At 66.7% G+C, this 12,122-nt stretch carries 14 protein-coding genes; 5 read left to right on the forward strand and 9 right to left on the reverse strand.

The genetic code is table 11. The annotated features are described in order from the left end of the window. Positions 1–17: 17 nt before the first annotated feature. Both FHR73_RS03505 and FHR73_RS03510 read right to left on the reverse strand, forming a co-directional pair. On the reverse strand, positions 18–572 hold the full coding sequence (locus FHR73_RS03505; RefSeq protein ID WP_222613601.1) for a peptidylprolyl isomerase: 555 nt from the start codon (positions 570–572) through the stop codon (positions 18–20). Positions 573–634: 62 nt separating this feature from the next. Continuing rightward, the gene (locus FHR73_RS03510; RefSeq protein ID WP_158894236.1) at positions 635–1,525 is read right to left on the reverse strand and encodes a LysR family transcriptional regulator; all 891 of its coding nucleotides are present in this window, start codon (positions 1,523–1,525) and stop codon (positions 635–637) included. Between the two features lie 172 nt (positions 1,526–1,697). Here FHR73_RS03510 and FHR73_RS03515 point away from each other — a divergent pair, with 172 nt between their 5' ends. The 3 genes from FHR73_RS03515 to rarD all read left to right on the forward strand — a co-directional run bounded on the left by FHR73_RS03515 (position 1,698) and on the right by rarD (position 4,119). Continuing rightward, a complete protein-coding gene (locus FHR73_RS03515; RefSeq protein ID WP_183629586.1) occupies positions 1,698–2,288 on the forward strand; it encodes a DUF3060 domain-containing protein in 591 nt (196 codons plus the stop codon). 74 nt (positions 2,289–2,362) lie between these two features. Next, positions 2,363–3,214: an EamA family transporter gene (locus tag FHR73_RS03520; protein ID WP_183629587.1), complete on the forward strand. Its 852-nt coding sequence runs from the start codon at positions 2,363–2,365 to the stop codon at positions 3,212–3,214. Next, on the forward strand, positions 3,211–4,119 hold the full coding sequence (gene rarD, locus FHR73_RS03525) for an EamA family transporter RarD (protein WP_183629588.1): 909 nt from the start codon (positions 3,211–3,213) through the stop codon (positions 4,117–4,119). The genes FHR73_RS03520 and rarD overlap by 4 nt, the downstream gene beginning before the upstream one ends. Here the strand turns inward: rarD and FHR73_RS03530 are convergent. The 4 genes from FHR73_RS03530 to puuE are packed head-to-tail and all read right to left on the reverse strand — an operon-like array spanning position 4,116 to position 7,060. After that, a complete protein-coding gene (locus FHR73_RS03530) occupies positions 4,116–4,616 on the reverse strand; it encodes an ureidoglycolate lyase (RefSeq protein ID WP_183629589.1) in 501 nt (166 codons plus the stop codon). The genes rarD and FHR73_RS03530 overlap by 4 nt on opposite strands. Next, on the reverse strand, positions 4,613–5,620 hold the full coding sequence (gene alc, locus FHR73_RS03535; RefSeq protein ID WP_183629590.1) for an allantoicase: 1,008 nt from the start codon (positions 5,618–5,620) through the stop codon (positions 4,613–4,615). The genes FHR73_RS03530 and alc overlap by 4 nt, the downstream gene beginning before the upstream one ends. Positions 5,621–5,642: 22 nt before the next feature. Then, complete coding sequence (gene uraD, locus FHR73_RS03540; protein ID WP_183629591.1) at positions 5,643–6,155, reverse strand: 2-oxo-4-hydroxy-4-carboxy-5-ureidoimidazoline decarboxylase; 513 nt, start codon at positions 6,153–6,155, stop codon at positions 5,643–5,645. Next, positions 6,152–7,060: an allantoinase PuuE gene (gene puuE, locus FHR73_RS03545; protein WP_183629592.1), complete on the reverse strand. Its 909-nt coding sequence runs from the start codon at positions 7,058–7,060 to the stop codon at positions 6,152–6,154. Before puuE ends, uraD begins: the two co-directional genes overlap by 4 nt. Positions 7,061–7,275: 215 nt before the next feature. On the opposite strand from puuE, the gene uraH reads away from it, so the two are divergent. After that, on the forward strand, positions 7,276–7,647 hold the full coding sequence (gene uraH, locus FHR73_RS03550) for a hydroxyisourate hydrolase (RefSeq protein ID WP_183629593.1): 372 nt from the start codon (positions 7,276–7,278) through the stop codon (positions 7,645–7,647). A gap of 69 nt (positions 7,648–7,716) precedes the next feature. Here the strand turns inward: uraH and FHR73_RS03555 are convergent, their stop codons facing one another. Both FHR73_RS03555 and FHR73_RS03560 read right to left on the reverse strand, forming a co-directional pair. Continuing rightward, a complete protein-coding gene (locus FHR73_RS03555) occupies positions 7,717–8,763 on the reverse strand; it encodes an SGNH/GDSL hydrolase family protein (RefSeq protein ID WP_183629594.1) in 1,047 nt (348 codons plus the stop codon). Between the two features lie 191 nt (positions 8,764–8,954). Then, the gene (locus FHR73_RS03560) at positions 8,955–9,278 is read right to left on the reverse strand and encodes a helix-turn-helix transcriptional regulator (RefSeq protein WP_183629595.1); all 324 of its coding nucleotides are present in this window, start codon (positions 9,276–9,278) and stop codon (positions 8,955–8,957) included. A 92-nt stretch (positions 9,279–9,370) separates the two neighbouring features. Between FHR73_RS03560 and FHR73_RS03565 the strand changes: the two genes are divergently transcribed. Further along, positions 9,371–10,468 carry an NADH:flavin oxidoreductase/NADH oxidase gene (locus tag FHR73_RS03565; protein WP_183629596.1) on the forward strand — a complete coding sequence of 366 codons (1,098 nt, stop codon included), beginning with the start codon at positions 9,371–9,373 and terminating at the stop codon, positions 10,466–10,468. A 347-nt stretch (positions 10,469–10,815) separates the two neighbouring features. On the opposite strand, the gene guaD is transcribed toward FHR73_RS03565, so the two are convergent. Further along, entirely contained in the window at positions 10,816–12,120 is a 1,305-nt protein-coding gene (guaD, locus tag FHR73_RS03570; RefSeq protein ID WP_221191400.1) for a guanine deaminase, read from the reverse strand. Between the last annotated feature and the right edge of the window lie 2 nt (positions 12,121–12,122).

Here is a 12,122-nt window from a genome sequence, read left to right on the forward strand (position 1 = left end):
CCGGCAGGACGGGTCGGCTACAGCCGTTTGGCAGCGAGAATCATGACCGGTTCACGTGGAATGTCGCGCAGCATGCCCTGACGGGTGGTCTGGACCCCGGCGATCTGGTCGACGACTTCCATGCCGCGCACGACCTTGCCGAACACCGCGTAGCCGAAGTCGCGCGAGCCGTGGTCGAGGAAGGCATTGTTCTCGACGTTGATGAAGAACTGACTGGTGGCGGAGTTGACGTCCGAGGTCCGCGCCATGGCCAGGGTGCCACGCAGGTTCTTCAGGCCGTTGTCGGCTTCATTCTTGATCGGCGCCTTGGTGCGCTTTTCCTGCATGTCGCGGGTGTAGCCACCGCCCTGGATCATGAAGCCGGGAATGACGCGGTGGAACAGGGTGCCCTTGTAGAAGCCGCTGTCGACGTAGCCGAGGAAGTTCTCGGTGCTGACTGGCGCCTTGGCCGCATCCAGCTCGACCTCGATGTCACCCTTGTTGGTGCTGATGAGCACGTGCGGATTGTCCGCGGCCCAGGTGGTGGAGGCGACGAATAGCGCGCAGGCGGCAAGCAGGGCTTTGAACATGATGGATCCTTGAGTGGCAGAGACGACTGGCGAACGATAGCAACCCGGCTGGCACCCCGCCACGGTCAGCGTGGCAGGGCATGCTTGCGCAGCAGGTTCATGAGGATCTGCGACGCCGGGCCCAGCTCGTGCTGGCGGGTCTTGTAGAGCTGGAAGGGATGGAAGCGCTGGGCGCCCTGTTCCAGCGGCAGCGGCTTGAGCAGGCCGGCGTCGAGATCGGTCTGGATGGCGTCCCGCGGCAGCCAGGCGAAGCCCAGGCCGTCGCGCAGGAAGGTGGCGGCGGTACTGATGCTGCCCACCGTCCAGCGCTGTTCGGCGGCCAGCCAGCCGGCATCCCGGGGCTGGGCGCGGCCGCTGTCGCGGATGACGATCTGCAACTGCTCTTCCAGATCGGCGGTCACCAGGGTGCGCTGCAACAGATGCAGCGGATGCTCGGGATGGGCGACGGCGACGAATTCCACATTGCCCAGGGAAGCGCCCAGATGGGCGGTGATCACCAGGCCGGTGATCGCCAGGTCCGCCGAGCCGTCGAGCAGGGCCTCTTCCACCCCGGACAGGACCTCTTCGCGCAGACGTATGCGGCAACCACGACTCTGTGGCATGAATTCGCGCAGGCAGAGCAGCAGCGGACGGGTCGGGTAGGCGGCGTCCACCACCAGCCGCACCTCGGATTCCCAACCCTGTTCCATGTGGTAGGCCAGTTCCTCGAGCTGGCTGGCCTGCTGCACCAGGCGGCGCGAGCGGCGCAGGAGCACGGCGCCGGCATCGGTCAGCACGGCGCGGCGACCCTCCAGGCGCAACAGCGGCACGCCGAGCTGCTCCTGCATGCGGGCGACGGTATAGCTGACCGACGACTGGGAGCGATGCAGCACCTCGGCGGCCTGGGCGTAGCCGCCGTGGTCCACCACCGCCTGCAGGGTTCGCCACTGATCGAGGGAAACGCGAGGAGTCTTCATCGAGCGCTCTGGGGCCACGAAAGGGCGCATGTTAGTGCCTAGGGTGGCAATGGCAAAACGCGGCGTCCATCACGGCATGAAAAAATCCCGCCGGCAGGATCAAATGTCTTGCCGGCGCCGCCCTCAAAGCCAGCCGATGAGTTTCCCACTCTAGGCAAGACAAGGAGTCTCCATGTCCTCATTCAAGGCGTTGCTGGGTTGCTGTCTGGTCATCGCGCCGCTGCTGGTCCAGGCCGAGGAATCCCGCGCGGCGGCCGCCGAGCCGATCGATATCGAAGGCATGAACATCAGTCGGACCCTCGACTGCGAGGGGCGGGACGTGTCCCTGTCCGGCGAGGGCAATACCCTGACCTTGAAGGGCCAGTGCGGTGAGGTGTCGGTCTATGGCAGCCATCATCGCCTGGTGCTCGACAGTGCCCGGGCGCTGACCATCCATGGCCTGGGCAGCGTGACCACGGTCAAGGGCGCGGTGGCCAGCCTGAGCATCGGCGGCGGCTACCAGCAGGTGCAGGCCAATGTGCGCGGCAACGACGGTCTGGCCAAGATCGATGCCTACGGCTACGGCGCCAAGGCGCGCCTGACCCTGCTCAGCCAGGCCGACATCGCCGTGGGCGGCTCCAACCAGCAGGTCTACTGGTCGCGCGCCGCGGGCGTGGCCGAACCCAAGACCCTGGTCTCCGGCGCCGACAATGTGCTGCAGGCCAATCAGTCGGTGGCGGCGCTTACCGGCGGCGAGCCCTCGGGCCTCAACGCCACCCGCTAGCCAGCGACCGGTCGGGGGTTTCCCTCCGGCGGCGGGCACGTTAAGGTCGCGCACCTTTTTCGTGCGTCGCCACCATGCCTTATCTCCTGCTCGTCACCCTCATCTGGGCGTTTTCCTTCAGCCTGATCGGCGAGTACCTCGCCGGTCGGGTCGACAGCGATTTCGCCGTGCTGGTCCGCGTGGCCATCGCCTTCGTGCTGTTCCTGCCGTTCACCCGCTGGCGCGGGGTGCCGGGACGCTTCGCCCTGGGCCTGATGGCGGCGGGCGCCCTGCAATTCGGCATTACCTATCTGTGCCTGTACCGCAGCTTCGCGGTGTTGACGGTGCCCGAGGTGCTGCTGTTCACCGTGCTCACGCCGATCTACGTGACCCTGCTGGACGACGCCTGGCAGCGGCGCTTTCGCCTCTGGTCGCTGCTGGCGGCCGTGGTGGCGGTGGGCGGCGCGGCGTTGATCCGCTTCCAGCCGCTGACCGGTGACTATCTACTGGGTTTCCTCCTGCTGCAGGTGGCCAACCTGACCTTCGCCGCCGGCCAGGTGCTATGCAAGCACCTGGGCCATGCCTATGCCGGGCAGGGCGCCCTGCATCGCCATTTCGGGCTGTTCTTTCTCGGTGCCCTGCTGGTGGCGGCGCTGTCCTTCCTGCTGTTCGGCAATCCGGCGCGGCTGCCCAGCACCCTGTTGCAGTGGGGCGTGCTGGTGTGGATGGGCGTCTTCGCCACGGCGTTCGGCCTGTACTGGTGGACCCTGGGCTCGCTGCGGGTCAATGGCGGCACCCTGGCGATCATGAACGAGGCCCATGTGCCGGCCGGCCTGCTGGTCAGCCTGCTGATCTGGCAGCACCCGGCCGATCTGCCTAGGCTGTTGCTGGGCGGCGGGATCATCCTGCTGTCACTGTTCATCAATCGTCTGGGGCGCCCGTCATGAATGTGCTGTCCGGCAAGGGGCTGGGCCTTTCGGTGCTGTCGTCGGTGCTGTTCGCGCTGATGCCGGTGTACTTCGCCTGGCTGGCGCCACTGGATGGCCTGCAGGTCGTGGCCCTGCGGGTGGTCTGGTCGTTGCCGATGGTGCTGCTGCTGGTGGTGGTGCTGCGGGAGGGCCGCGCCCTGTGGGCCACGCTCAAGCGGCTGGTGCGCGAACCTCGGCTGTGCCTGGCCATCCCGGCGGCGGCGCTGCTGATGGGCATCCAGTGGTGGGTGTTCGTCTGGGCGACCATGAATGGCGAGGCCATGGCCATGTCGCTGGGCTACTTCCTGCTGCCGCTGGCCATCGTGCTGACCGGCCGCCTGGTCTATGGCGAGCGCCTGCGGCCGCTGCAGCGGGTGGCGGTGGTCTGCGCGCTCCTGGGGGTGGTCAACGAGGTCTGGGTGACCGGGGCGCTGTCCTGGGTCAGTCTGCTGCCGGTGGTGGGTTATCCGCCGTATTTCGTCCTGCGCCGCTGGATGGCGGTGGATGCGCTGTCGGGCTTCGTGCTGGAGATGTGCTGCCTGCTGCCCTTCGCGCTGCTCGCCCTGCACTGGTTCTCACCTGGCACCATTCTGCAGCAGTCGCCCTGGCTCTGGGCGCTCCTGCCGGGCCTTGGCCTGCTCAGTGCCATCGCCTTCGCCGCCATGCTGGCGTCGAGTCGCATGCTGCCGCTGAGTCTGTTCGGCATCCTCAGCTATGTGGAGCCGGCGCTGCTGGTGTTCGTCGCCCTCTATGTGCTCGGTGAGCAACTGCCGGAGGGCGCGATCTGGACCTATGGCCCCATCTGGCTGGCGGTGGCCTGGGTCTGCCTGGACAGCGCGCGCCTGCTGCGCAAGCAACTCAGGCGCACACCGGTTGTGCCCTAGAGCGCCAGGACCGGGCATTCCTGCGCGGTGAAAAAGAACTCGTCGCAATTGGGCAGGCTGCCGGCGCGATCGACGATGAGGAATTCATCCTCGTCGCGCAGCGCCAGCACCGGGTGGTGCCAGACGCCGGCGTGGTAGTTGATGCCCTGCTGGCCATCGGTGCGAAAGACGCGGATGGCGCCGGCATCCGGCTCCGCCGCGGGGGGTGCCACCACCACCAGAAAGGGCTCGCCGCGCAGCGGCACGAAGGCCTGGCTGCCATGGGGATGGCGTTCGAGCATGGCGATGGTCAGCGGATAGTCCAGCCGCCGGGCGCGAAAGATGCTGATGATCGCCGCGCCGTCCGCCGGCCCCGTCTCGACCCGGGCCAGGGCGTGGTATCTCTGGGTCGAGCCGTTGTTGATGGGATACCAGTCCCGGCCCGCCGTCTCTATGACCTCGCCGAAGGGCGCGAAGCCCTCGGCGGTCAGCGGCTCGATGCGCAGGGTCCGACTCATGCCTGGCCCCGCGCCACCTTGCCGAACAGTCGCAGCCGGCTGACGCCGCCGTCCGGGAAGATGTTCAGGCGCACATGGGTGATGGGGCCGAGGTCGCGCACCTGCTCGCGGAAGCTGTGCTCCTGATGCATCTGCAGCTTTTGCGGTGGCAGCAGCTCCTTCCAGAAGAGACTCTGGGTCTCGATCTGGCCATCGGTCCCGCCGCGCACGAAGGCACCCTGGATCTGGCAGCTGTCCGGGTAGTTGCCCTTGAAGTGCAGGGTGTCCACCAGGATCTCCTCGACGGTGCCGGCATGGCCCAGGGCGATGATCACCCAGTCGTTGCCGGGGGTGCGACGGCGCGCGGTTTCCCAGCCATCGGCCATGCTATCGGCGCGACCCGGGTTGAGGATGTTGCTCATGCGGCCGTAGTGCTCGTCGTTGCAGGCCAGGGCGCGACCGCCATTGAGCGCGGCGGCCAGGTCCAGCACCTCGTCTTCGGCCTGGGCCGACCAGTCGCGATGGGGAATGCCATAGACCCGCAGGCGGGCCACACCGCCGTCGGGAAAGATGTTCAGGCGCAGGTGGGTCCAGGGACGGTCATCGGCGATGGCATGGTAGTGGTGGCTGTTGCCCTGCATCTCGATGGCCGGCAGCACCTCGGTCCAGGCGGCATCGGCGGTCGGATCGCCCTCGGCGCAGAAGCAGGCCTCCAGGGAGGCGGAAGGCGGGTAGTTGCCGGTGAACCAGCGGGTGTCGATGTCGACGCCCCTGATCGAGCCGGGCACGCCCAGGCGGATCACCGCATGGTCGTAGCCTTCGAAACGCTTGCGCCGCGATTCCCAGCCGTCCATCCACTTGCCGTTGTCGTCGTAGACGCCTTCCTTCCACTCCGGCTCATGGGGCTGGAGCATGCGATCGGCGGCGGCGAACCAGTCGTCGGTGACGCTGATGACGCGGGTGCCGAGACGGGCGTCGGCGAGGTTGAGGTACTTCTCGAAGGGCGCGGCGTAGGTGCGTTTCATGGGGTGCTCTTGTCGGGGAAGGTCAGAGGGTCTGCAGGCGGAAGAGGGCGATGCGGTCGATCTCGGCCAGGGCGCGCTGGAATTCCTGCTCCGGGCTGTTGGGCAGGCGTTCTTCGAAGGCCGCCAGGATCAGATGCCGGTTGCTGCCCTTCACCGCCATGATGAAGGGGAAGCCGAATTTGGCGCGGTAGGCCGCGTTGTGGCGGGTGAAGCGCTCGAGCTCGTCCGGGGCGCACTGATCGAGGCCGGCACCGGCCTGTTCGCCACTGCTGGCGGCGGTCAGTTCGCCGGCCAGGGCGGCGCGGCCGGCGAGATCCGGGTGCGCCTGGATCAGCGCCCGCTGTTCGGCCCGGCTGGCCCGGGCGACCTGGGCGGCGAGGCGCTGGTGCAGGGCCTCGACGCTGTCCGGCAGCGGCGAGCCCTCGTCGAAGGCGCGCTCGGCGACCCAGGCGGAGTGCTCGTAGATGCCGCCAAAGGTCGCGACGAAGGCGGCGCGCGCCAGCTGGCTGGGGGTGACGGTCTGGAAGGTGCTCATGCCGGCGGATGCTCACTGTGCCAGTGACGGGCGATGTCCACCCGGCGGGCGAACCAGACGCGCTCATGGCTCTGGGCGTATTCGAGGAAGCGCTTGAGGCCCACCAGGCGACCGGGGCGGCCGATCAGCCGGCAGTGCAGGCCGATGGAGAGCATCTTGGGCGCGCTGGCGCCTTCCGCGTAGAGGGTGTCGAAGGCGTCCTTGAGATACTGGAAGAATTGCTCGGCGGTATGGAAGCCCTGCACCTGGGTGAATCTCATGTCATTGGTGTCGAGGGTGTAGGGGATCACCAGGTGCGGCTTGCCGGTGGGCGTATCGGGTTCCCAGTAGGGCAGGTCGTCGTCGTAGGTGTCGCTGTCGTAGAGGAAGCCGCCTTCCTCCATTACCAGGCGCCGGGTGTTGGGACCGGTCCGGCCGGTGTACCAGCCCAGCGGACGCTCGCCGGTCAGTTCGGTGAGGATCTCGATGGCGCGCTGCAGATGGGCACGTTCCTCGGCTTCGTCCATGTACTGGTAGTCGATCCAGCGATAGCCGTGGCTGCAGATCTCGTGGCCGGCCTGGACCATGGCGCGGATGACCTCGGGGTGGCGCTCGGCGGCCATGGCCACGGCAAAGATGGTCAGGGGTACCTGGTGCTTGGCGAACAGCTCCAAAATGCGCCAGACGCCGGCGCGACTGCCGTATTCGTAGAGCGACTCCATGGACATGTTGCGTACGCCCTGCAGTGGCTGGGCGGCGACCATCTCGGAAAGAAAGGCCTCGGACTCCTTGTCGCCGTGGAGGATGTTGCGTTCGCCACCTTCTTCATAGTTGAGCACGAAGGACAGGGCGATGCGGGCATCTCCCGGCCAGCGAGGGTGGGGCGGCTGGGCACCGTAGCCGATCAGATCGCGGGGATAGGTCATGGGAAGGGCATCCTGGCAGTCGAGATGTTTTGTATACAATGTTTGGAGACCTTTGCCGAGTCCCAGCAAGAATCCTGCCTAACTGGTCTGACCAGTCTGAAGACTTTCATGCGCTGGAGGGCGGCGATCCCTTGGATAGGGCGGGGCAAAGGGCTGTATACAATCGTCTGGCAAAAAACTGCTAGGCTGGCTCATCCCCTTGCAGGAGCTCTCCCATGTCCGTTTCATCCCCTGGCGGTTACCTGACGACTCATGTGCTGGACACCACCGGCGGCTGCCCGGGCGCGGATATCGTCGTCCGCCTGTACCGCCTGGAGGGGGCGTCGCGGCAGGCTCTGGGTGAATTGCGGACCAATGCCGATGGCCGCGGCGATGCGCCACTTTTGCAGGGCGAAGCCTTCACGACGGGTATCTTCGAGCTGGAGTTCGAGGTGGGTGACTACTATCGGCGACGGGGGACGGCGCTGGAGGAACCGGCGTTTCTCGACACCGTGGTCCTGCGTTTCGGCATCGCCGATGAAGCGGCGCATTACCATGTGCCGCTGCTGGTTTCGCCCTACAGCTATTCGACCTATCGCGGCAGTTAGGGAAGCTTGCTCCGCGGCGGTGCGCGCGGAGGTAAACCGGCACCAGCCTAGGGCGCAGATCCGGTAGGGCTAGTGGAAGGTCGGCTCGCTGTTCAGCCGTGCGCTGGCCAGCAGCGGGCGATCCGGTACGGCACTGCCCGGCCAGGTCTGGGCGATGCGCTCCAGCACCACCTGGGCCAGCATGCTGTGGGTGCGGCTGGCGAAGTGACCCCGGGCGCCGAAGATATAGGCCTGGTCGGCGCCGGGTTCGACGTAGCTGTCCGGATCGCAGAACTCGCGACCCGGCAGGCAGGCATCGCCTTCGGCATGGGTGAACCCATAGTTGCCGTAGTGGGCGAAGACCTCTTCCATCACCCGGTAGGCATCCACCAGCAGCAGGCGGTCTCCGGCCGGCAGGTTGGCCTGCAGGGTATCGTTGTAGAGCTTCACCAGGTCATGGTTACGCTGGGCGACCTGCTCGGTCCAGGGCTCGAGATAGGGCGCCTTGCCGTAGTCGGTGTTGTTGAGCACCACCAGCCGCTGGGCACCCAGGCCCAGCAGGTAGCGCAGCAACTTGACCTCGTTCATGGCCGTGTGGCGAATCCGAGCCTCGACCTGCTCGCGGACCTCGGGGGGCAGCGGGGCATCGGCCATCAGCGCGGCTTTGAGCTTCTTGTCGTAGAAGGGCCCGATGATGTCATTGCCGCCGATCTGCACCAGCACCAGGTCCTGCTGACGGAAACGGCCATGCTGCATCTCGAAGTTGCGGATCTGCTGGGAAAACGCCAGGGGTGCCTCGTTGTGGTCGAAGCCCGGTTCGGTGAAGCTGCCGGTCACGGCGCCGCCTTCGGCGTAGCAGAGACCGTCGGGATCGCTCGGACCCTCGTGGCCATAGCCTTCCACCTGGCGATTGGGACCCAGCTCGATGCCATAGGCGTCGGCGATTTCCTGGGGATAGGTACGCCCCGGATTGGTCGCGTAGATGTGGCCGAAGGTACCGCAGTCCATCAGGCTGTCACCAAAGGCGATGACCCTCTGGATACCCCGCGCCTCGGCGATGGGCTCGGGACTAGGGACGAGGGCGAGCAGCGTGGCGACACCTGCGAGTGCGGTCGCCAATCCCCAGTGCTTGCCCATCGTCCACCTCCCGGCAGCGTCCAGCGTCGGTGCTGCCTTTGTCTTTTGCAACCTTCATACCGGGAAGAGCGAAAAAGGCCGGCGGGAGTTCCCGGCGGCCGGACCAGCCGAAGCGGCAGGCGACGATCAGCACGGGATAGCAAGGGCGGGCCCGAGGTTTCGCGGCCGTAGCCGCATGCCCAGCGGCTGGGCTAGTCCGGCTTGCTCACGGGATCGGAAGACTGCGACAGGATGGCTGCCATCAGGCCGGGGAAACGCTGATCCAGGTCGTCGCGCCGCAACTGGTTCATGTGCGTGGTACCGGCGTTGCGGGTGTGCACCAGGCCGGCGTCGCGCAGGACGCGGAAGTGGTGCGACATGCTGGACTTGGGACGACCCCCGTCGAGTTCGCCACAGGTGGCCTCGGCGACCCGCGCCAGGTAGCGGACGATGTCCAGACGCACCGGATCGCTGAGCGCATGGAACAGGCGCTCAAGGGAGAATTCGTCGGGACTGGGATGTTTGAAAGGGCGCATGCGCTAATCATACACCGGGGGTTGGCGATTATGTTATGTTCGATTAATATCGAAATAACGAACCAGCATCCGCCATATTGGAGACCGCTCAGATGTCCGCATTGTTCCAACCCTTTACCCTCAAGGACGTGACGCTGCGCAACCGCATCGCCATCCCGCCCATGTGCCAGTACAGCGCCATCGACGGCATGATCAATGACTGGCACCAGGTGCACTATGCCGGCCTGGCCCGCGGTGGTGCGGGTCTGGTGGTCGTCGAGGCCACGGCAGTCTCGCCGGAAGGTCGGATCACCCCCGGTTGCACCGGCATCTGGTCGGACGCCCATGCCCAGGCCTTCGTGCCGGTGGTCCAGGCGATCAAGGCCGCCGGCTCGGTACCGGGCATCCAGATCGCTCACGCCGGTCGCAAGGCCAGCGCCAACCGTCCCTGGGAAGGCGATGACCACATCGCCGCCGACGACGCCCGTGGCTGGGACACCATCGCCCCGTCCGCGGTGGCCTTTGGTGCCAACCTGCCCAAGGTACCCAAGGCCATGACCCTGGAGGATATCGCCCGGGTCCGCCAGGACTTCGTCGATGGCGCCAAGCGTGCCTATGAGGCCGGCTTCGAGTGGCTGGAGCTGCATTTCGCCCACGGCTACCTGGCCCAGAGCTTCTTCTCGGTGCACTCCAACCAGCGTGACGACCAGTACGGTGGCGACCTCGCCGGCCGCAGCCGCTTCCTGCTGGAGACCCTGGCCGCGGTGCGCCAGGTCTGGCCGGAGCACCTGCCGCTGACCGCGCGTTTCGGCGTGATCGAATACGATGGTCGCGATGAAGAGACCCTGGCCGAATCCATCGAGCTGGCCCAGGGCTTCAAGCGCGAAGGCCTCGACCTGCTGAGCGTCAGCATCGGCTTCTCCACCCCGACCGCCAACATCCCCTGGGGCCCCGGCCTGCTGGCACCCGTCACCGAACAGGTGCGCAAGGCCACTGGCCTCAAGGTCGCTTCGGCCTGGAACATCGACACCCCGGCGCTGGCCAACCAGGTGGTGGCCGATGGGCAGCTGGATCTGGTGATGGTGGGTCGCGCCCACCTGGCCGATCCGCACTGGCCCTACTATGCGGCCAAGGCCCTGGGTGTCGACAAGCCGTCCTGGGTGCTGCCGGCGCCCTACGCCCACTGGCTGGAGCGTTATCGCAGCAGTTGAGTCGGCTTAGGCTGAAACGCGAAAGCCGCCCTTCGGGGCGGCTTTTTTGTGGGTGTCGGATGGGGTGTAAGTGGTTCTTGTTGGGCTTCGCTGACGCTCAACCCAACCTACGGTGACCGGTAGGTTGGGTTGAGGCGGCTCCGTCGCCGAAGCCCGGCAGACCGGGGCATCTTGGCTCCGACCTTGGCCCACCCGTGGAAAACGCTGCGCGGTTTTCCACGCTACCGGATTGAGGCTCGATCGGTCGCAGTCGCTTGGGGCTGTTGGGCTTCGCTGACGCTCAACCCAACCTACGGTGACCGGTAGGTTGGGTTGGGGGGGGGCTCCGTCGCCGAAGCCCAGCAGGCTCAGGCGTCGCGGCTGTGTACCCGGCCGCCGGCGGCATGGGTTTCCCGTATCACGCGGTCGTCGCCCAGGGTGGTGAGGACGAAGAGCGTTTCTTCCAGGCTCTTCGCCTGCTGCAGACGGTAGTCCAGCAGCGGGGTGGCCTTGAGGTCGAGCACTACGAAGTCGGCGTCGTGGCCGGGGGCCAGGCTGCCGATGCGATCGTCCAGGCGCAGGGCGCGGGCGCCGCCAAGGGTGGCCAGGTACAGCGACTTGAAGGGGTGCAGGCGATGGCCGCGCAGTTGCTGCACCTTGTAGGCCTCGCCTAGGGTCTGCAGCAGCGAGAAGCTGGTGCCGGCGCCGACGTCGGTACCGAGACCGACGTTGACCCTGAAGGCTTCCATCCGCTCGAGATCGAACAGTCCGCTGCCCAGGAAGAGGTTGGAGGTGGGGCAGTGCGCCACCGCCGAACCGGTGTCGTGCAGGCGCTGGCACTCGGCGTCGCAGAGGTGGATGCCGTGGGCGAACACCGAGCGTGGGCCAAGCAGCTGGAAGTGGTCGTAGACGTCCAGGTAGTTGCTGCGCTCCGGGAACAGCGCCTTGACCCAGTCGATCTCCTTGAGATTCTCGGAGAGGTGGGTGTGCAGGTAGACGTCCGGGTGCTCGGCCAGCAGGCGACCGGCCGCTGCCAGTTGTTCCGGCGTGCTGGTGGGGGCGAAGCGCGGGGTGACCGCGTAGTGCAGCCGGCCCTTGCCGTGCCAGCGCTGGATCAGCGCCTTGCTGTCGGCATAGGCGGACTCGGCGGTGTCCTGCAGGTAGTCCGGGGCGTTACGGTCCATCAGCACCTTGCCGGCGATCATGCGCAGGTCGAGGCGTTCGGCGACCTCGAAAAAGGCGTCCACCGACTGCGGATGGACGCTGCCGAACACCAGGGCGGTGGTGGTGCCGTTGCGCAGCAGTTCGCCGACGAAGAGCTCGGCCACCTCGGCGGCCTTGGCCGGATCGGCAAAGGCGCCCTCGGTAGGAAAGGTGTAGGTGTCCAGCCAGTCGAGCAGTTGCTCGGCGTAGCTGGCGATCATGCCGGTCTGCGGATAGTGGATATGGGTGTCGATGAAGCCGGGGGTGATCAGAGCGTCGCGATGCTCGATGACCTGGGTGCCGACGGGCAAGGTGGGCAGCAACTCGGCGGCCGGGCCCATGGCCTGGATGCGGCCGTCCGCGACTAGCAGCAGGCCGTCGGCATGGTATTCGTAGGAGGCGTCCAGCCCCACCTCGGCCGGGTCGGCGAGGCTGTGGAGCAGGGCGGCGCGATGGGCGATGGCGGTCATAA

The organism is Pseudomonas sp. AS2.8, from assembly GCF_014190935.1.
Classification (GTDB): domain Bacteria; phylum Pseudomonadota; class Gammaproteobacteria; order Pseudomonadales; family Pseudomonadaceae; genus Chryseomonas.